Here is a 19,375-nt window from a genome sequence, read left to right on the forward strand (position 1 = left end):
TGCTGTGAGTATAGTCACAAGATACAGTAAGTTGTCAAATATAATTACACAGTTACAAAAGTGAATCCTCTTGTATGGATAACATCTCCCGAGGCGGTTACAATCACCATGTAAGTGTCAATTCTTTTGACAATTCTTGATCTGGTGAGCCCAGAATGCCACATTCTGTGCCCGCCAGTGAGGACTGGCCGCACAAACTGGCCGTGCGAACTGTCCGCGCGGGCAGGACAGAAGCTCTTCTGACTAAGGGAATATGCGTGAAGATTACTAAGATAGAGACCTTTCAAGTTCCCCCACGCTGGTTGTTTCTCAGGATGGAGACTGAGAGCGGATTGGTGGGGTGGGGTGAACCCATTGTTGAAGGGCGCGCCGAAACAGTTGCGGCGGCAGTGGCTGAGATGTCTGACTACCTCATTGGCGAGGACGCCTCCACTATCGAAGACCATTGGCAGGTCCTGACTAAGGGTGGCTTCTACAGGGGTGGGCCTGTTCTTTCCAGTGCGGTGGCGGGGATTGATCAGGCACTGTGGGATATCAAGGGCAAAGCCTTAGACGTCCCTATCTATGAATTGCTGGGTGGTCCCGTGCGAGAGAAGGTACGCATGTATACCTGGATTCAAGGTGCCAGTCCGGAGGAACTGGCCAATTCCACCCGTGAAGCCATGGCTGAGGGTTTCACAGCAGTGAAATTCTGCCCGGCTGGCAAGCTGGCCCCTCTTGATACGGCAGCGAGCATTCGCAAAATGGTGAAATCACTGGCCGCTGTGCGCGAAGCAGGTGGCGAGGAACTTGACATCGCTTTGGATTTCCACGGCAGGTTCAGCCCGGCCATGTCCCGCCGGGTGCTGCCCCTCATGGAAGAATATTTGCCCATTTTCGCCGAGGAAGTGCTGGTTCCGGAACTCTCAGGTGATTTGTCCCTTATTGCTCAAGGTACATCCATACCGTTGGCGGTTGGCGAACGCCTCTACTCCCGCTGGGACTTCAAAACCGTTTTGGGTAAAGGTGTCAGCGTGGTCCAGCCAGATTTGAGCCACGCTGGCGGTATCTCTGAAGTGCGCAGGATTGCAGCCATGGCGGAAGCATACGGTGTTCAATTGGCGCCGCACTGCCCGTTGGGCCCCATTGCGCTTGCCGCGAGCCTGCAGGTTGACATTGCCAGCCCGAATTTCCTGCTTCAAGAGCAGAGCAGGGGTTCCGGGTATCAGGAAGGCCCGGACCTTTTTGACTACCTAGAGGAGCCAGAGGTCTTCAATATGGGAACCGGTTACATTGCTCGGCCAGTAGCCCCCGGGCTGGGTATCGGAATTGATGAAGAAAAAGTCCGGCATGCCGCGTTGAACCCGCATCGCTGGCGCAACTCCATCTGGCGCCAAAATGACAACTCTTTCCTTGAGTGGTAAGCCATGCCTCGTGAACTAACAGCGGTCTGCTTAGGTGGTCCTCGAGCGGAACTGGGTGAAACGCCTAGGGTTGATTCACGCACGGGTAAACTCCTCTGGACGGATATTACTGGCGGATTTGTCCATGTGGGTGGGGTAGTCGGAGACAGTTTTGAGTTAGAGCGCACCCTAGCCGTGGAAGGCATGGCCGGCCCGGTTACACCCCTGCCGGGGGAGGGTGCCGGCTGGGTGATGGCGCGTGAGAGCGAACTCGTTCACCTCGCCCAAGACGGCACAAGGTCAGTACTCGCCGAGCCGGAAGCCAACCGCCCAACAGCCTTCAATGACGGCGTAGCTGACACAGAAGGCAACCTGTGGGTCGGTTCCATGAGCAGAAACGGTGCCGCGGGACAGGGAAGGCTGTGGCGCTTTGACTCCAGCGGACATGGCACAGTGGCGCTGGGCGGGATCGGGATCTCCAACGGGCTGGACTTCACCGCGGATGGTCGCAGCGCCTACTACGTCGACACCAGTGCACGGACCCTACGCCACTTCGACATTGACCCGCGCACGGGGATCCAAGGTAGTACTACCCTTGTTTCGTTCGCTCCAGAAACAGGAGACCCAGACGGGCTGGTGGTGGATAACGATGGCTGCATTTGGGTGGCGCTGTGGGATGGGTGGGCGGTGCACAGGTATTCGCCCAAGGGTGAGCTTTTGGACGTAGTCCAGGTCCCGGCAGCCCGCCCAACAGCGGTAGCGCTTGTAGGGAATCTGTTGGTTATCACCAGTTGTAGCGGCTGGCTTGATGAAGGCTGGGAGCAAGAGAGCCCTGATGCCGGGAAGCTGTTCGGTGTCAACGTTGCTGTCTCCGGGCCCTCAGCACGGCCTTACCGTGGCCCCCTGAAAATCTCCCTCCAGAACGATCAAGAAAAGAAAAGATGATTGATGTAGTAGCTGTGGGCGAAACCATGGCTGTGGTTACCCCGACCTTGGCTGAGCCACTGGAAATGGCCTCCGGCTTTTCAGTGGAGACCGCTGGGGCAGAATCGAACCTTGCCCAGTGGCTTGCAGATTGGGGGCACAGCGCTGCCTGGGTCAGCCGGGTTGGCAATGACCCGCTGGGTCGGAGAATAGTGCGGACGCTGAAAAATCATGGCGTTAACACCACCTATGTAAGCGTGGATCCGCAGGCACCCACCGGTGTGATGTTCAAAGACCCCGGAATAAACTCAACCACCGTGCACTATTACCGTAAGAATTCTGCTGCTGCACTCATGGGCGCTGGCACGGTGGAATCTCTGCCGTGGGGATCGTTTCGTCTCCTACACCTCACCGGCATCACCCCCGCGCTGTCAAGCTCGTGCGCGGCCTTGGTCCAGATGCTCTTTGACCGGGCCAAGCGAGAGCGCGTACCGGTGTCCTTCGATGTCAATTACCGGCCGGGGCTTTGGGGTGTCCAGGACGCACAGGCGGTTCTACTGAACTATGCACGGCAAGCTGATTACACCTTCGTTGGATTGGATGAAGCACAGGTACTGTGGCCAGGACTCGGATCCGCGGACGATGTGCGCGAACTGATTCCAAATGCGGGGACGCTGATTATCAAAGATGGAGCCCTAGGAGCTACTGAGTTTAACAGCCAAGGCTCCACCTTCGTCCCGGCGCCGCTTGTTCAGGTGGTCGAGGCAGTGGGTGCTGGTGATGCGTTTGCGGCGGGTTACCTTTCTGCCGTACTCGAAAATGGACAGGCCCTCGAGCGGTTGCAAAGAGGACATCAATTCGCGGCGCGGGCGCTCGCCAGTACCCTTGACTTTCAACCCTCGAGTAAAGAAGGCAGTAAGTAGTGAGTAATCAGTTCTTTGACCAGATGTTCGCCAGCACCCCCGTCATGGCAATTTTGCGAGGCTTAGGAACACAGCGAACCCTGGAAGTAGCCACTATGGCGTGGAATCTTGGCGTGACCTCGGTGGAGATACCCATCCAAACTACTGAAGACCTCAAAGCGCTGAAAGCGCTGGCCTTGGCCGCTGAAGATCGCGGACTGGTGGTGGGCGCAGGAACGGTACTCAACCGCACCCACGTAGAACAAGCTAAGGACGCTGGTGCGGCATTCACCGTCAGTCCTGGCGTGAACGTGGATGTGATCCAGGCATGCGCCGATGCTGGTTTGGCTCACTTGCCCGGAGTGGCTACCCCCAGCGAGATCCAAGCGGCCATGAGTCAGGGCCTGGAATGGGTCAAAGCCTTTCCCGCTAGTGTGTTGGGAGTGGACTGGCTAAAAGCCATGGGAGGGCCCTTCCCCGGCATTAAGATTGTTTCCACCGGCGGTATGGACGCCCACAATGCCCGTAGCTTCCTGCTCGCAGGAGCCCGGGTTATTGCAGTAGGATCCGCATTGGAAGATCCACAACAACTTGGACAGCTTGCGGAGCTGATGCGCGAAAGGGCTGACATGCCTGAAACTCTTTCAACGGATAGCAATAATGGTCACTGAAGGGGGCTCTCTGAAAGGGCTTCGAGCCACTAACACCCGTCAAATGGTGGAGTTGTTATTGATTGACGGCCCGCTCCACCGGGCCGAGTTGGCTCGGCGTATACGCACATCGCGAACAACCATCACCAACATCACCAATGAGTTGTTGGAGAGAAACGTGGTGCTGAACCTCAAACCTGAGCAAAAAGCGACTCGCGGGGGGCACGAACTAGTAGCTATCAACCCGTTGGCAGGGTTTAGTCTTGGCATTGATTTCACTCTTGAGCAGGTCGCCATTAGCGCCTCTGACCTCTCCGGAAATACGGTGTCAGAAACTATCTTCGCGGTGGATGCGCAGAGCACTGCCGAATCACGGGTTGTGGCTGCTGCTTCTGCGCTGGAAACGTTATTGGATGAGGCAGGTATTGACGGCACCAAGATCGTGGGGGTCGGTGTAGGTGTTCCGGGACAAATTGACAGACGCACCGATATGGTTGGCGTTTCCCTCCCGGGACAGCCATGGTCAAAGCTAGATGTACGCAGTATTTTGGCCCACCATCTGCCCTACCAGATTTTTGTGGAAAACAATTCACGCTTGGAAGGCTTCGCTGAAAAACGGTGGGGTGCCGGCCAGCACAGTGCGAATGTCTTGTACTTGAGTTTTTCCAGCGGAGTGGGCATGGCGTTGTTCGCGGAAGATCAGCTCTTTCGAGGAAGTATTGGCGCGGCCGGGGAAATTGGACACATGTCCACAGACATCAACGGCGCAACCTGCCCCTGCGGCAACCGTGGGTGCTTGGTGCTGCGCACAGGAACGGCCCATGTGCTGTCATTGTTGAGTCCTGTCTTGGGAGAGAATGCGGACTGGGCGCACGTGCTGGAGGAGACCACAAGGTCTAATCCCAGCTGTCTGGCAGTCCTGGACGAAGTTGGCGCCGTGGCGGGCCGGTTCTTGGCGGGGATTGCCAATTTGCTCGATCCAGAGCTAATGATCATTGGCGGCGAGCTTGCGCAGGCGGGGGAACCGTTCATGGCTCCGCTCATAGCAGCCCTGAAAACTCATACACTCCCGCTGACAAGTTCTCACGTCGCCGTGGTACAGGCTGCTTTGCCTCCCGGTGCAGCAACAGGTGCCCGGGGTGGCGCTGCGCTGGCCATCATGGAAATGGCAAAAACGTCAACGATTGACACATTGGGATATCTCTAAGGCCCACTGAAAAATCTCACCAGTACCGGAACCGCGCATTACTCAGTGGGCCGGGGGAGACCGCGCTGATTGCGAAGGCGCGCTGCTTTTGCTTCCTTGATCAGCTCCCGCAGGCCAAGAACAAAGAAGAGGCCTAGGCCCCCCAGCAGTAGCAACAACAACACCACGCCAATCCAGTCAGATCCGCTAGAAGGCTTCACCCCGGCATGCGCTGAGCCTGCAATCATAGCCCAGCTCAAGGCAGTAAATGCTAGGGCTCACATTCCTGTCCAGAGTACGTGGCCAAGCACTGAAGTCAGAGGAATGCGGCCGGCCCTGCTAGCGCCTTATTCTTCCGGCAGATAGCTATAGAGCTCGCCATTAGCGCCTTGCGCTAAAATCCTTTTTTCGCCGGCGGCGAGAGCTTTCGCATACTGATCCATGGCAGCGATGTCTCGCAACTGCTGATCGAGGGTTTCTTTGCGAAACCAGAACTTGATCGTGCGCAATACCACTGTGGCGGCCTCCTGAAGGCTATTCCGGGGCTTCGAACTCAGTTTCACCCTTAGCCCACAGGGTGATCCGGTATTCAGTGCCGTTCTTCGAGGTGTGCCAGCCTTCCGCCGGGGTTGCGCCGCGGAACGCCCACTCGCTGCCCAATACGGGCGCCTGCGTGTCTCCGGTGACGTCGGTGTTGATGACGGTCACCACAGCCACATTGCAATGTTCGGAGGTCTGTTCAAAGATCTGGCCGCCACCAATGACCCACACCTCATTGCCGCCGGGGGAAAACTGAGCCTCAACCAGGGCCTCCTCTACCGAGTCAAGCACGACGGCGCCGCTCGCCTCAGGTGTTCCCGCCCACCCCTGCCGGCGGGTCACCACAATGTTAGTGCGATCCGGCAAAGGGCGGAACTTATCCGGGAATGACTCCCACGTTTTGCGGCCCATGACCACGGGGTGGCCCAACGTGACCCGCTTGAAGTGAGCCAGATCCTCGGGCAAGTGCCACGGCATGCCGCCGTCGGCACCAATCACACCGGTGTTGGTTTGGGCCCAGATCATACCAACAATGGGCTGGGTGAAAGGGTAGGTGGCGGGTAGTTCTCTCATACGGCTATCGGTGCCTTAATCGCGGGGTGGTGCTGGTAGTCAACCAGTTCAAAGTCTGCAAAGTCGTAGTCAAAGATGGAATCAGGTTTCCGGGTGAGGCGCAGTTTTGGGTACGGGAACGGCTCACGGGAAAGCTGCTGGGCCACCTGCTCCACATGGTCGTCGTACACGTGCACGTCGCCGCCAGTCCAGATGAATTCGCCCGGGTCCATGTCCAGCTGTTGGGCCACCATTAAGGTCAAAAGTGCATACGAGGCAATGTTGAAGGGAACGCCCAAGAATGTGTCTGCCGAGCGCTGGTAGAGCTGGCAGGAGAGTTTGCCGCGGCCATCCTCCGTGGGGGCAACATAGAACTGGAAGAAGGCGTGGCACGGCGGCAGCGCCATGTTTTTGAGCTCGCCCACGTTCCAGGCCGAGACAATGTGCCGGCGTGAGTCTGGGTTCTGACGCAGCGACTCCATGACAGTGGCAATTTGGTCAATGTGTTCACCGTCTGGTGTGGGCCATGAGCGCCACTGGACGCCATAGACGGGACCCAGCTCACCGGAATCGTCCGCCCATTCATTCCAAATCTTCACACCGTTTTCCTGCAGCCAGCGCACGTTGGAATCGCCGCGCAGGAACCATAACAGCTCCATGGCGACCGACTTGAAATGCACCCGCTTGGTAGTGATCAGCGGAAAACTCTCACTCAGGTCGAACCGCAGCTGGCGGCCAAAAACACTACGGGTGCCGGTGCCTGTGCGGTCCGACTTCACGGTGCCATTGGCCATCACGTCGCGGAGCATGTCTTCGTAGGGCGTCTCAATAGTCACGCCCACCAGTCTACTTGGATCGCTGGCTGAGGCGACCCTGGAGCAGTGTGATGAGCATCTTCCCCTCCAGCCCGGCCCGTGTGCCCTCGTTGATGAGATGGTCCACGGCGGCCATTACTTCGAGCGCCCCTGGCGGTGGTTGCTCCTGTGGCGGGCTTCGGTCTTGGCCGCTCGCGTCCGGTTCCTCGTGCCGAGGCTCCGCCACCACTGTTCCCTGGCGCCGGTTCGTGGCGACGAGTCCCGTGCCCTCGAGTTCCTTATACGCCCGGGCCACGGTTCCCGCAGCCACGCCGAGGTCTGCGGCGAGGCTGCGGACAGTGGGCAGCCGGGTCCCGGGCACCAAGTGGCCTACAGCAATGAGCGAGGAAATCTGCCGCTGGATTTGTTCATACGGCGGAGTTGCCGTCTCCAGATCAATGACTATGCGGGCGTCCATGAGGCTACCGCTGGCTCGGACTGGCGCCATGGGGGGCAAGTTCGGCAGCGTCCAGGCCGAAGTCCGCAGGGGTGAGCTTGCGGATGGGGTAGATGGCAAGCAGCACGCCAACCACCAGGCACAGGGTGCCCCAAGTGCGCATCTCGAAACTTGCTGCCGAAGGGAGAGGTGCCAGTGGCATCATGATCAGCACCATGCCGAGGGTGGCGTACCAGCCGCCGGTGATGGTTCTGGCAATCCTGAACAGGGACCGGCGGCGCAGGGCCTCATCCAGGACCCGCGGTGCGTCTGTCAGGGGTGGGCGGGCGAGCGCAAACCTCAGTGCGGCGGCGCCGGACAGCAAAATGGCCAGGGCCAGGGCGCACGGGATGAGGTACATGGCTGCCGGGGTGTCGAGACCATCCCAAGTGTTCCGCCCGCCGGTGATGCTGACGTGGCGTGCGTGCAGAACCGCCAGCAGCAAGCCGACGGCGCTAATGGCAAAAGCGGCATACAGGGGCCAGGGGATCGCGTGGCGCAGTGGTGTTCGTGGTGTTGCGGCCGTGGTGTAGTTGCGCCGCATCACCACCTCCAGCCAGAGATACGCCAACGGCATCAGCACAAAAGGTGTCAGGAACGGGCCCATACTGCCGAGCCAAAAACGTAAGGCGTATCCCAAGAGCGCACCGATAACAGCCGTGGGGGCCAACAGCACGTACGTGGTTCCGCTGAACCTTGATGCGGCCAATACATTGCCCAGACCTGATTCAGCAGTGCGGCTGAGCCCGAAGATGCCCCGGTAATCGGGATCATTTGGCGCTGGTTCCAGTGCGGGTGGTTTCCAAAAGAACATGGTGACCAGAACTGCCATGTTGACAAGGCCCAGCCAGTTTACAAACGAGTCGATGTCAGAGCCGGGGACCGGCTGGATCAGGTAGTTGCCGGCCACTGCGGCCAGCCCTGAGGCAACCGTTGCCGAGACCCGCAGCAACCTGTTCATACCGATGATCCGCAACGTCTTGTTTTGCTCGGCCGATAAGTTGGCTAGGGAGCGCCGTGAGGCAACAAGGCGCATAACAAGAATTGTCCCGGTGCCCAGCAGGGCAAGGGCAAGGGATAGTGCTAAGGCGAGGGGTCCGCCGTCGATCCTTCCCGTGGTCCACGCCCCGACTGCACCGGGGACCGGCGCGTTGACTGCCTCGAATCCGCCGGCCATGGCCACGAAGGGGATCACGGCGGCTGTGGCGAGGAAGATGGCTAGCGTGGTCCAGCCGAGCGCCGTCGGCACGTAGTCGCGGACGCGGCGGAATTCCAAAGCGGCCACCCGCTTGGCGGACTTTGGCGCCGGCCACGTAGCCTGCCCGATGGCGTGGACGGCAATGATGGCCAGTACGGGTCCCAGAAGTGACGGCCAGGGAGTTACGGACCAAGGGCTGTTGTGGGCGTTCGGTTGGGCGAAGTTGTACAGGCCGGCGCGGCCGGCGCTGCCCAGGCTGCTCAAGGCCCACGCAATGACGCCAGTCCAATAGGCGTGGTTGCGCACATGGTCCAAGGATGGGCCGTTGCGGGGTGACCAAACGGCGAAGCGCAAGACGGAGTAAATAACAACGCAGAGCACTGCAAGGGGCAGGCCGAATGACACCAGCCCCTCCATAAACGTAGGTGCGAGTGGATTCGGATTCATGATTCCCCCATGACTCGACAATCTTTGTACCGAGTGTACGGTACAAAGATTGTCCGGGGGAAGACTATGACGTCGGGATCAGTCCTCGTAGGGTTTATGCTGCTCGAGAGCCACGATGGTGCCGGGCTCATCCAGCGAGATGTGGGCTACAAGGACTTCCCCGGGAGCAAGGTGCGGGTCAAGAAGCGGCAAGGAAGCCCCCAACTCCTGGGACATATGCGTTGCCAGCACAGCCAGAACGGTGGGCAGCACCGGGCGGTGTGTGCACACAACGGTGGCCGAAGACCGCGTCAGTGTCTTTTCCATGACTGCCGTGACCTTGGCCGGGTTGCGCAAGTGGTCCGCCTCAGTCAGCCACGGCACCACCTTCACCTTGGCCTTCGTGGCCTGGGCGTAGGGGGAGATCGTGGAAATGCAGCGCAGCCAATCGCTTGTGTAAATGCGGCCGGGGTGCCAGGCCATGAGCAGCCGTTGCAGGAACATGGCCTGCCGTTTACCAGTGGCAGCCAAGGGACGGTCACCCTCAGCCCGCGTCCAGGCCGAACGGGGCTTCGCCTTTGCATGGCGGAGAATCAGCAGCGGCCATGTGTTCAAGGTGGAGGATTCGTACGCGTCCACCAAGGCCTCCAAGGGTTGTAAATCTGAGGGATTGGAGAGCAGCCCGCGGGCCTTGTTGGGGCTGCACCAAATGACGGCGTCCACTTCCTTGCCATCGGGGGTGGGAGGCAGGTCATCAACAGCTGCCGCCCAATAATGCACTTCCTTGCGGCCGGGCTTCACGGTGTAGCTGATCGATGGCAGGGGCCTGCCCAGGGTGATGGGCAGGCCTACTTCTTCATACACTTCCCGGACAGCGCACTCGGCCAGGGTCTCGCCCTTATCTAGTTTGCCTTTGGGCCAGGACCAGTCATCGTAGCGTTGCCTGTGGATCAAAAGAACTTCAAGCTTTTTTTTCTTGACTCGCCAGCACAGAGCGCCGGCTGCATAGATCGAGACAGCTATGTCCTCGGTAATCGGGCCATCGAGATGTTCAGCGTTGCGCATTAACGGTGCAGTGCAGATCGCGAACGTGACCGGCTGGCGAGCAGCCATGACTGAACATCGAGCAAGGGGTTTCCTTCGTCATCAAGGTGGTGGCGTTTCCATTCGCCGTCATTATCCAGATGCCAGCTGGCTGTTCCGGAATCGAGGTAGCGGCTCAAAAGGGAGGTTACATCCGCAATGTCTTCACGGTTGGACAGTCTCACCAGAGCCTCAACGCGGCGATCCAGGTTCCGGTGCATCATGTCGGCAGAACCAATGTACACAATGTTGTTCTCGCCGCCCCCATTGGCAAAAGTAAACACGCGGGAGTGTTCCAGGAAGCGGCCCAGCACTGATCGCACGGTGATGTTCTCGCTAAGTCCGGGCACGCCAGGGCGCAATGAACAAATACCGCGAACAATCACACCTACCTCCACACCGGCTTGCGAGGCCCGGTACAAGGAATCGATGATGGCTTCATCCACCATGGAGTTGACCTTGATACGTACCTGCGCCGGCAGGCCGGCCTTCTTATTGGCAATCTCGGCATCAATGAGGTCAATGAGCCCGCTTCGCACTGAACGGGGGGCCACCAGAAGCCTGTCAAAGGAGGTCTTGGGTGCGTATCCGGAGAGTTGGTTGAAGAGCTTGGAGAGGTCTTCTCCCACCTGATTATCAGCCGTCAGCAGACCCAGGTCCTCGTAGTACCTGGCCGTACGTGGATGGTAGTTTCCCGTGCCAATGTGGCAGTAGCGGCGCAGCCCATCCTGTTCCTGGCGCACCACCAGGGAGAGCTTGCAGTGGGTCTTGAGCCCAACAATGCCGTACACAACGTGCACACCGGCCTGCTCCAGTTTCCGGGCCCAAGAAATGTTGGCTTGTTCATCAAAACGGGCCTTGATCTCCACGAGCGCCAAAACCTGTTTGCCGGCCTCTGCGGCATCCACCAGGGCATCAACAATGGGGGAGTCGCCGGAGGTGCGGTACAGGGTCTGTTTGATGGCGCGCACCTTGGGATCAGTCGCTGCCTGTTCCAGGAAGGCCTGGACCGAGGTGGAAAACGAATCGTAGGGGTGGTGCAACAAGATGTCACGACGGCGCATGGCAGCAAATACGTTGGCCGCCTTCGAGGTCTCTGAGGCATTCAAATCACGGGACGTGTGGGCCACATGCTTGGGGTAACGCAGATCTGGCCGGTCAATGCTGCCGATCATGGAGAGTCCGCGCAGGTCAAGCGGTGCGGGCAGTGAGTACACCTCCGTTTCATCCACATCAAGCTCGCGAACCAACAGCGCCAGGATGCTGGGGTTGATATCGGTGGCCACCTCAAGGCGCACGGGCGGGCCGAACTTGCGCCGCAACAGCTCCTTCTCGAGAGCCTGCAGAAGGTTCTCGGCGTCGTCTTCTTCTACTTCGAGGTCTTCGTTACGGGTGACCCGGAAGGTATGGTGCTCCACAATCTCCATGCCCGGGAACAACTGATCAAGGTGCTCTGCAATGACTTCTTCCAGAGGAATGAAGCGGGCCACCCGTCCGGGGACTGTCCCCGCGCGGACGCCATCCAAGGAAACGAGCCGTGGCAACAGGTCAGGGACCTTCACGCGTGCAAACAGTTCCTTGTCGCTGACAGGGTTACGCACCACCACTGCCAAGTTCAATGACAAACCGGAAATGTAGGGGAACGGGTGTGCCGGGTCCACGGCCAAGGGGGTCAGGATGGGGAAGATCTTCTCGGCGAACATCTTGGCCAGTTGCACTTTGGACGGATCATCAAGTTCATCCCAATGGACCAGATGGATGTGTTCGTACGCCAACGCTGGGCGGATCTGATTGGCAAATACGTGGGCGTGGCGTGCCTGCAACTCATGGGCGGCTTCGCTGATCTGTTCAAGTACTTCCATGGGACTGAGCCCGGCAGGTGATGGTACAGCTAGCCCCGTTGCAATGCGCCGTTTGAGCCCAGCCACACGAACCATGAAGAACTCATCCAGGTTGGAGGCAAAAATGGACAAGAAATTCACGCGCTCCAGCAAATGCACGTCGGGGTCTTCAGCCAGTTCCAGGACCCTGGAATTGAAAGCCAGCCAACTCAACTCCCGGTCTAGGAAGCGGTCGGGGCTGACATCACCCTCGGGTGCCAGTATGGGCTCAAATTCAGGAATTTCAATCCGGTCCTGGGTGGCTCTGGCCGAGGGTACTTCGCCAGCTAGAAAGCGCTCCCTGCCATTTGCTGTCGCAGTGTTCAGAGAGCCCTTGAATTCGCGCTTCATCGATAAGTCCTCGGGGTCGGTACTTTTGGTCTAAACGGTACAAGCTTCGCTGCAGGCACCCGCCGGTTAGGGGGAGAGCGGGCCGTACATGACGTCGGAGTCCCACTTGGTGAAACCTAGTTTGCGGTACAGCGACACTGCCGCCTCATTGTCTGCATCTACGTACAGCATAATGGCCCGGAGCCCGGCATTTTGCAGGTGGTCTATACCCTGCTTGGTCAGGATCTTGCCCAGGCCGAGCCCCTGCGCATCCGGGATGACGCCCACTACATAGACCTCTCCCATAGCGGCCTGACCTGCCCGGGCCGGATGAAGCTTGGTCCAATGAAACCCCAAAATTTCCTGCGAAGCATTCACGGCCAGAAAAAAACCAGCAGGATCAAACCAAGGCTCGGCCATGCGCGCCTGCAAATCAGCCAGCGTCAGCGCGCCTTGCTCGGGGTGGTGGGCAAAGGCGCTCGCGTTGGCTGCAACCCAGGCGCCCTCATCCTGGTCAGGGACAAATGTCCGCAGGCTCACGCCGTCGGGCGCAGGGTACTCCAGGGTGGGCTGGGGTTCAGCGGATGAGGGCGCCTGCCGGACCAGGCGCATGCGCCAGAGTTCGCGAATGGCCCGGAAGCCGTAGCTGGCCGCTAGATCGGCAGCTGCTTCATGGTCTCCGTGGGACCATGCCTTGATGCCGTGCAGCCCGCGTACCTCCACCAATTTATCGGCGAGAATGGCGCCAACCCCATCATTTCGGTAGGCGGGGTGAACCACAATTTCCAGCACGCCCTCGTTGCCGTTGAGCACCACCACGGCAACTCCAGCCAGGTCTTCGCCAACGGTGGGGGACGCGTCCTCCGGGGCATAGGTGAGCAAGGTCAGGACACTTTGGGGGCTAGCGTGGGCGGATTTCAGCTCCACGAGTGTCTGCTCAGAGAACGGCGGGTTCCCGTCGGCATCTTCGGCAGCAGCAATCACTGTCTGGATTTCTTGCAGAAGTTCGGGTCCGGGGGCACCTGGAACTACTGTTACCGGCCAGCTGTCAGTCTTTGCGGGGCTCATGCTCACAGCCTAGTGTGCCGGGCTGTGCTATTGCGAGAATCGCTGCCAGGTAACGTGTCGAAATGCTGCTTGGCGTGGCCGCGAGTTTGCAAGGCGGTGCGAAGCTGGCATAGAGTTTGAGAGCAGTAAGGCTCACACACAGTGCGTCACTTGCTTGTTTTACCTGCACGTCTGGGGGGATGCACCAGTGGGGTGTCCTCGATACGTTCGATCCGTATGTCCTCCACTCAACCAGTAAGGCCCGTTTCCATTTCGTGGAAACGGGCCTTACTTTTTTGGGGGATTAGCGGCCAAAATGTGGGCCCGCTAGTTCCAGCCGGCCAGTGCCGGCTCAGGCGTGGTGCGCCATGTCTGCGGCGCGGATCTGGGCCACTAGAGGTTTTCCTTCGGTGTACCGGCCAAGATCGGCCAATGCCTCATCCACCATGCGGCGGGTTTCTGCGCCCAAGGAGCCGGCCACATGCGGTGTCAGGATCACATTGGGCAGGTCATACAGTTCGTTATCGGCCGGCAGTGGCTCCGGATCCGTTACATCCAAGATGGCCGTCAACCGTCCTGTGCGGCATTCGGCAAGTAACGCGTCAGTGTCAATGAGGTCTCCACGCGCCGTATTGATGATGGTGGTGTGATCGGCCAAGGCAGCGAGCTCGCGCGCCCCAATCATGTGATGGGTGCTGGGCAGTGATGGCGCATGGATGGAGAGCACATCCACTTGGCCAAGTAGATCCTCTAAAGGCAGGAGCGTGGCGCCAGCGGCAGTGACTTCAGCCGGGTCAGCATAAGGATCAGCCAGCAAAATGGTGACGTCCTCTAGCTGGCGCAGCAGGTCCACCACACGGCGGCCTATCCGGGAATAGCCCACAATTCCAATGGTGCGGCCAAGATTCCCCAATTTCCCGCGGGACGCGGCGAAAGAAAGCTCGCCGCGGTGATTGCGGCTGTCGTTAGAGAGCACCTGCGCCCGTTTTCCCGCGAGAATGATGCTTGCAAAGGTGAACTCTGCAACGGGGATGGCATTGGAATCCGCGCCATTGCACACCGTGATCCCACGTTCCCACAGGGCGGGTGTGGCAAAGGTGCGTACAGACCCGGCGCAGTGGAAGACGGCTTTCAAGGCGGGGAGGCGTTCCAAAGCTGGTGCATCCAGCAAAGGAACTCCCCAGCTGGTGATGAGGACCTCTACTTCGGGGAGTTGGTCTTGAATCTCCGGGTGGTCCAATGAATCCGCCCAAAAAGTTCCACAGAGCGAGGCCAGCGAGCGAAGCCGGTCAAGCCGAGACATATCAAATTGTGTGGCGAAGGTATCTGCACTCATGAGGATCAAGGCAGTGGGAAGCTGTGTCATGGCGGAATGGTTCCTTGTGCAAAGGGGATGGCTTCTAAAAATGGGTTCATGCACTCTGGCGATGGAATGTATCTGCGCTTCAGGCGTCCGTCATGGAGCTCTCAGACTGGCGGGAAACACTGAGCCGGTAACCCACGTTGCGGACGGTGCTGATGAGGTTCTCGTTCTCACTGCCCAATTTTGCCCGCAGCCGCCGCACATGAACATCCACAGTGCGGGTACCTCCGTAATAGTCGTAGCCCCAGACTTCGTTCAGGAGCTGCGCCCTTGTGAAGACGCGCCCCGGATGCTGGGCCAGGTACTTGAGCAGCTCGAATTCCTTGTAGGTAAGATTCAGCACGCTTCCATGTACCCGGGCTGTGTAGCTGTCCTCATCGATGACGATTCCGGCGGCCTGAATTTCCTGATGGGTTTCTTCTTCGGCGATGGTTGCTCGGGTCAGAGCCAAACGAATCCGAGCCTCCACCTCCGCCGGCTTGGCCGTGTCAAGAATGACGTCGTCAGCAGCCCACGTTGCGCTCACAACAGCCATGCCGCCTTCGGTAAGGATAAGCAGCAGAGGGACGCTGATGCCAGTGGCTCGGAGTAATTGGCACAGGGACCGGGACCCGGCCAGATCGGTGCGGGCATCAACCATGATGAGCTCGGTGGGGCGGGCATCAAGGAGCGCTGTGGGAACGGCTGGCAGAATATGAATCTCGTGGCTGAGTAGTTCAAGCGCAGGCAAAACATCCACGGAAGTTCCGTGGATGTTGGTCAGCAATAATATCTGCGACATCTCTTCCTAAACAAAGTGCTCATTTAATGCGCATCTTTGGGCCTCGAACCAGTTGCAAAGCCTGCCTGGCATGAGCGTAAAAAACTAAAACGCTCCGCCACAGGTTTGTTCCACAGTGTACCGGCAGAATAGGGCAGGATTGATGTGTGAAGTCATCTATAGCCGGACTTATTGGAATCATCGCTTTGGCACTGCTGGTTGCCGGGCACTCCCTGGGCCTTGAATACGCTGTGGGGGTGAGCATGGCTCTGGCCGTGACGTTTGGTTACGGATGGCCGCATTATCTGGCCATCCCGGCCAAGAAAACGTTGGGCACCGTGATCGCCTTGACGGGTGCTTTGGCGGCCTTGACCGCTGGACTGAGCGCGGGCAAGGACTACCTTTCGTGGACAGCCATCTACATTGCGCTCGGTTTCGGCGCCATCATGGTGGTGCAGCTGATCCGCGGAACGGGTCAAAAGCGCCGTTTGGAGTCCACCTTAGGTGCCGGTGCCGGTGTGGCCATGGCCGGGTTTGCCTGTGGCTGGGTGGCGTCCTTTAGATTCCTGGGCGAGCCGGGGATGACGGCCATTGTTGCCATCAGTGCCGCTGTTGCGCTTCTTGCCGGGATGCTCCCCTGGCCGGATAGGGTCGCGGCCCCGCTGGCCATAATCTTGGCGGTGCTGGCGGGACCTTTGGCGGCGCTGGTGTTCTCCGATGTCCGGATTGTGCCGGCCGCCGTCCTGGCTATTGTGGTGGCCTCCATCATTGCTGCATTTAGGCGGCTGCGGACTCTGGGCACACAGCTGGCCGGGGATGCCATGCGAGACGCCCGAGCCGCCGATGAGTTGATCGGTGAAGTCAGCGTCCACATAAGTGCCGCCGAAACTCCCGTCCAGACAGCAACTGAAGCGCCTGCCGAAGCAGCAGCCCAAAGTCCCTCTGAAACACCAGTGGAATCTCCAGCTCAGGCACCCCTCGAAGCACCCGCACTAACCCCAGGGCGCATTTTTGGTGAGGTAGCCGCTGCCTTGGCGCCCATCGTGTCCATCGGCTCAGTCGTGTACTTCGTGGAGAAAATCCTGCTGTCATAAGTGAGCGAACCCCTACCAGCTAAACGGCCTTCTAGACGCGGTGCCTGCGAATGAGTCAGGAACGCTGCGCAGATCATTGTAGGATGGCATTATGAGCGTACTTGCCTTGGAAATTTTCTTCATCTGCCTGTTGGTTGTGGCCGGAGTGGCCATGGCCTGGTTTGCCGGACTGGTGGTGTGGCGCTTGTTCAAGGGCCAGCAGTAATTCGCCATGGCCATTGAAATCCCCACGGACCTCACTCCGGAACTGGTGCCACTTTCGTGGCTGCTGGGCACTTGGGAAGGTGCCGGGCGGCTCGGTGCCGGCGAAGAGGATTCGGAACACTTCACCCAGACGGTGACCTTCAGTTCCAATGGGCTGCCCTACTTGCAGTACACGGCCCAGTCTTGGCTAACGGATGAGAACGGCGCCACTTTGCGTCCCCTCTCCGTGGAAACTGGCTTCTGGCAACTTGACCGCGCCTTGAACGAATCCGACGGTGGCCCGGGAATGGTCCCGGCGGACATTGTCCCGGCTCTGCGTACGGCGGACGACGTCGAAGCCTTGCGCAATGCTGACGGTGGATTCGACATCATGGTGAACATTGTTCACCCCGGCGGCATCTCGGAGCTGTATTACGGCGCCATCAAGGGACCGAAAATTCAGCTTTCCACCGATGCAGTCATGCGCGGTGCTGGCGCCAAGTCCTACACCGCCGCTACCCGCATCTTTGGCCTTGTCAACGGTGACCTTTACTGGCGCTGGGACGTGGCTGCACAAGGTAGGTCGTTGGACGCGCACGCTTCCGCGGTGCTCCATAAAGTTTCCACCCAACCCTAGGTACCTGCCCTCCGCCCAGGGTGCTCGCTGGAATAGGCTCCCAAGAGAAGGCGTTGCAACCGGTATGAGCTATTTGAGTCCTTTGTTGAACCGTTCCGGCGCCGTGGCAGCAGGCGGCCTTGATGCCGGCGTTGCCGCCCACTATGGAGATCCGAACCGTGAGCAACGGCTTCTGGCTGGATACCTGGGGAAGCCGCCCAGCGCCGTCGTGGATCTATCTCACCGCGGAGTGGTGACTGTCAGCGGTCCAGACAGGCTCAGCTGGCTCAATACCCTCTCCTCCCAGGAACTGAAAAACCTATCTCCCCGGGTCAGCACCGAGTTGCTGATACTGACCGTCCAAGGACGCATCGAGTACGACGCGCGGGTGGTTGACGATGGCGAAACCACCTGGCTGATTGTGGAGACTGCCGAAGCCGCTCCGCTGGCCCAGTGGCTCACATCCATGAAATTCATGCTGCGCGTGGAGATTACCGATGTTTCGCCAGACTGGGCCGTGGTTGGTTCGGTAGCCGAGGTTCCTGAATGGTCAGACCGTACGGTGTGGCAGGATCCCTGGCCCCATATATCTGCCGGTGGCTACAGCTATGCGGCTGTGCCTGAGACGGAGCATCCCGGCCTGGAACGTTCTTGGTTTGAATACCTGATCCCAGCCGCGGAACTGGTGGAGGCGGTGGGTCAGCGCCCGCTGGCAGGAGCGTGGGCTGCAGATGCACTCCGTGTGGCTGCGTGGCGACCCCGGAGGGGCGCGGAAACTGACGAGAAAACCATTCCCCACGAGTTGGACTTGATCCGGACGGCAGTGCACCTGAATAAGGGCTGTTACAAGGGGCAGGAGACGGTTGCGCGCGTGCACAACCTGGGGCGGCCTCCGCGCCGATTGGTGTTCTTGCAGTTAGATGGTTCGCTGCACACCCTGCCCGCGGTGGGCAGCGAAGTCTTAGTGGACGAGCGTGTGGTTGGCACCGTGACCTCCTCGGCGCAGCACTACGAGATGGGGCCCATCGCCTTGGCTCTGATCAAGCGTTCCGTGGACCCGGAGGCCGTCCTGATTGTCAATGACGACGGCGAACAGTACCCGGCCAATCAGGAAATCATTGTTGCCACTGACGCCGGACAGGTGTTGGGCCGTCAAACCGGATTCCTGAGGGCTCCTCGCTAAACCGGGCTCCTCGTTAGACCGGGAGGCGCTGGCTTTCTGTGCCAGCTGAAGTCCCGGCCGCAAAAACTTTCATCACAAGATCCCTTCGGGCGCTAGTGACACGTTGCTATTCCATGTGGAATAGTTGAGCTGGAACAATGCTGGGGAAGGCCGCGGCACTAACGGAAGAGGCGGGTGGGCATGGCTGAGCTAAAACACTTGACTCCTTTGGCCATGGCGGCTCTGGGGTTACTTGCAGAGCGTCCCATGCACCCCTATGAGATGTACCAGTTGTTGATTGACAGGCATGAAGAGCGTCTGCTGAAAATTCGACCAGGAACGCTGTATCACGCAGTGGGCCGGCTGGCGGATGCGCACATGGTGGAAGCTTTGGGGACCGCCCGGGACGGTAAACGCCCCGAACGCACCACATACGCGTTGTTGCCGGCAGGGCGGCGCAGGCTGAGCGAGGTGTTGTGCGAGGACCTCGCGCAACCCGCCGAGGAGTATCCGCGGTTTCCTCAGGCACTGTCAGAAGCACATAACCTGCCGGCTCATCTCGTTATTGACCTGCTGGAGCAGCGCCTGCCAGTTCTGGATGAAAAATTGGCCATGTTGGGTGCGGATAGGGAGTTGGCCAAGTCCCGCGGGGTTGACCCGGCGTATTGGATCGATATCCGCTACCAAGAACATATGGTGCGGGCCGAACTGGATTGGGTGCACGGGTTCATCGCACGGTTGAAGCAGGCCGACCTCTCGTGGCCGGGCACAGGGTAAAGACCTTATTCATCAGCGCCGCGAAGCATC

20 protein-coding genes are annotated in these 19,375 nt (G+C 59.3%); 9 read left to right on the forward strand and 11 right to left on the reverse strand.

Going from position 1 to position 19,375, the window contains the following annotated elements; genetic code table 11:
* Nucleotides 1–257: 257 nt before the first annotated feature.
* The 5 genes from dgoD to CVS29_RS06455 are packed head-to-tail and all read left to right on the forward strand — an operon-like array spanning nucleotide 258 to nucleotide 5,065.
* A complete protein-coding gene (dgoD, locus tag CVS29_RS06435) occupies nucleotides 258–1,403 on the forward strand; it encodes a galactonate dehydratase (RefSeq protein ID WP_110105515.1) in 1,146 nt (381 codons plus the stop codon).
* A 3-nt stretch (nucleotides 1,404–1,406) separates the two neighbouring features.
* Entirely contained in the window at nucleotides 1,407–2,327 is a 921-nt protein-coding gene (locus CVS29_RS06440; RefSeq protein ID WP_110105516.1) for an SMP-30/gluconolactonase/LRE family protein, read from the forward strand.
* The gene (locus tag CVS29_RS06445) at nucleotides 2,324–3,229 is read left to right on the forward strand and encodes a sugar kinase (protein WP_110105517.1); all 906 of its coding nucleotides are present in this window, start codon (nucleotides 2,324–2,326) and stop codon (nucleotides 3,227–3,229) included. Before CVS29_RS06440 ends, CVS29_RS06445 begins: the two co-directional genes overlap by 4 nt.
* On the forward strand, nucleotides 3,229–3,879 hold the full coding sequence (locus tag CVS29_RS06450) for a bifunctional 4-hydroxy-2-oxoglutarate aldolase/2-dehydro-3-deoxy-phosphogluconate aldolase (protein WP_110105518.1): 651 nt from the start codon (nucleotides 3,229–3,231) through the stop codon (nucleotides 3,877–3,879). Before CVS29_RS06445 ends, CVS29_RS06450 begins: the two co-directional genes overlap by 1 nt.
* Nucleotides 3,880–3,922: 43 nt before the next feature.
* Entirely contained in the window at nucleotides 3,923–5,065 is a 1,143-nt protein-coding gene (locus tag CVS29_RS06455) for an ROK family protein (protein WP_170120916.1), read from the forward strand.
* A 38-nt stretch (nucleotides 5,066–5,103) separates the two neighbouring features.
* Here CVS29_RS06455 and CVS29_RS06460 read toward each other — a convergent pair whose 3' ends face one another.
* The 11 genes from CVS29_RS06460 to CVS29_RS06505 form a co-directional block, all read right to left on the reverse strand.
* Nucleotides 5,104–5,292 carry a hypothetical protein gene (locus CVS29_RS06460; protein WP_110105520.1) on the reverse strand — a complete coding sequence of 63 codons (189 nt, stop codon included), beginning with the start codon at nucleotides 5,290–5,292 and terminating at the stop codon, nucleotides 5,104–5,106.
* A 99-nt stretch (nucleotides 5,293–5,391) separates the two neighbouring features.
* Complete coding sequence (locus tag CVS29_RS18395; RefSeq protein ID WP_170120917.1) at nucleotides 5,392–5,559, reverse strand: hypothetical protein; 168 nt, start codon at nucleotides 5,557–5,559, stop codon at nucleotides 5,392–5,394.
* Nucleotides 5,560–5,578: 19 nt separating this feature from the next.
* Entirely contained in the window at nucleotides 5,579–6,157 is a 579-nt protein-coding gene (locus CVS29_RS06465) for a dihydrofolate reductase (protein WP_110105521.1), read from the reverse strand.
* Nucleotides 6,154–6,972, reverse strand: coding sequence for a thymidylate synthase (locus tag CVS29_RS06470; RefSeq protein WP_110105664.1), 819 nt, complete (start codon nucleotides 6,970–6,972; stop codon nucleotides 6,154–6,156). The genes CVS29_RS06465 and CVS29_RS06470 overlap by 4 nt, the downstream gene beginning before the upstream one ends.
* 10 nt (nucleotides 6,973–6,982) lie before the next feature.
* On the reverse strand, nucleotides 6,983–7,438 hold the full coding sequence (locus tag CVS29_RS06475) for a GntR family transcriptional regulator (RefSeq protein WP_373366701.1): 456 nt from the start codon (nucleotides 7,436–7,438) through the stop codon (nucleotides 6,983–6,985).
* The gene (locus CVS29_RS06480; RefSeq protein ID WP_146213005.1) at nucleotides 7,413–9,071 is read right to left on the reverse strand and encodes a hypothetical protein; all 1,659 of its coding nucleotides are present in this window, start codon (nucleotides 9,069–9,071) and stop codon (nucleotides 7,413–7,415) included. The genes CVS29_RS06475 and CVS29_RS06480 overlap by 26 nt, the downstream gene beginning before the upstream one ends.
* Nucleotides 9,072–9,149: 78 nt before the next feature.
* Nucleotides 9,150–10,115 (reverse strand): NUDIX hydrolase, encoded by a 966-nt coding sequence (locus CVS29_RS06485; protein ID WP_110105523.1) that lies wholly within the window; start codon nucleotides 10,113–10,115, stop codon nucleotides 9,150–9,152.
* On the reverse strand, nucleotides 10,115–12,364 hold the full coding sequence (locus CVS29_RS06490) for an RNA degradosome polyphosphate kinase (RefSeq protein WP_110105524.1): 2,250 nt from the start codon (nucleotides 12,362–12,364) through the stop codon (nucleotides 10,115–10,117). The genes CVS29_RS06485 and CVS29_RS06490 overlap by 1 nt, the downstream gene beginning before the upstream one ends.
* Before the next feature lie 66 nt (nucleotides 12,365–12,430).
* Entirely contained in the window at nucleotides 12,431–13,411 is a 981-nt protein-coding gene (gene mshD / locus CVS29_RS06495; RefSeq protein WP_110105525.1) for a mycothiol synthase, read from the reverse strand.
* Between the two features lie 331 nt (nucleotides 13,412–13,742).
* Nucleotides 13,743–14,756 (reverse strand): hydroxyacid dehydrogenase, encoded by a 1,014-nt coding sequence (locus CVS29_RS06500; protein WP_110105526.1) that lies wholly within the window; start codon nucleotides 14,754–14,756, stop codon nucleotides 13,743–13,745.
* A gap of 79 nt (nucleotides 14,757–14,835) precedes the next feature.
* Nucleotides 14,836–15,534, reverse strand: coding sequence for a winged helix-turn-helix transcriptional regulator (locus tag CVS29_RS06505; protein WP_110105527.1), 699 nt, complete (start codon nucleotides 15,532–15,534; stop codon nucleotides 14,836–14,838).
* A gap of 146 nt (nucleotides 15,535–15,680) precedes the next feature.
* On the opposite strand from CVS29_RS06505, the gene CVS29_RS06510 reads away from it, so the two are divergent.
* The 4 genes from CVS29_RS06510 (at nucleotide 15,681) to CVS29_RS06525 (ending at nucleotide 19,345) form a co-directional block, all read left to right on the forward strand.
* Complete coding sequence (locus tag CVS29_RS06510; RefSeq protein WP_110105528.1) at nucleotides 15,681–16,607, forward strand: permease; 927 nt, start codon at nucleotides 15,681–15,683, stop codon at nucleotides 16,605–16,607.
* A gap of 211 nt (nucleotides 16,608–16,818) precedes the next feature.
* Nucleotides 16,819–17,427 (forward strand): nitrobindin family protein, encoded by a 609-nt coding sequence (locus CVS29_RS06515; protein WP_110105529.1) that lies wholly within the window; start codon nucleotides 16,819–16,821, stop codon nucleotides 17,425–17,427.
* 64 nt (nucleotides 17,428–17,491) lie between these two features.
* Nucleotides 17,492–18,589 carry a CAF17-like 4Fe-4S cluster assembly/insertion protein YgfZ gene (ygfZ, locus tag CVS29_RS06520; RefSeq protein WP_110105530.1) on the forward strand — a complete coding sequence of 366 codons (1,098 nt, stop codon included), beginning with the start codon at nucleotides 17,492–17,494 and terminating at the stop codon, nucleotides 18,587–18,589.
* A 180-nt stretch (nucleotides 18,590–18,769) separates the two neighbouring features.
* Nucleotides 18,770–19,345 carry a PadR family transcriptional regulator gene (locus CVS29_RS06525; RefSeq protein ID WP_110105666.1) on the forward strand — a complete coding sequence of 192 codons (576 nt, stop codon included), beginning with the start codon at nucleotides 18,770–18,772 and terminating at the stop codon, nucleotides 19,343–19,345.
* Nucleotides 19,346–19,375 lie beyond the last annotated feature (30 nt).

It is taken from the genome of Arthrobacter psychrochitiniphilus (genome assembly GCF_003185915.1).
GTDB lineage: Bacteria > Actinomycetota > Actinomycetes > Actinomycetales > Micrococcaceae > Specibacter > Specibacter psychrochitiniphilus.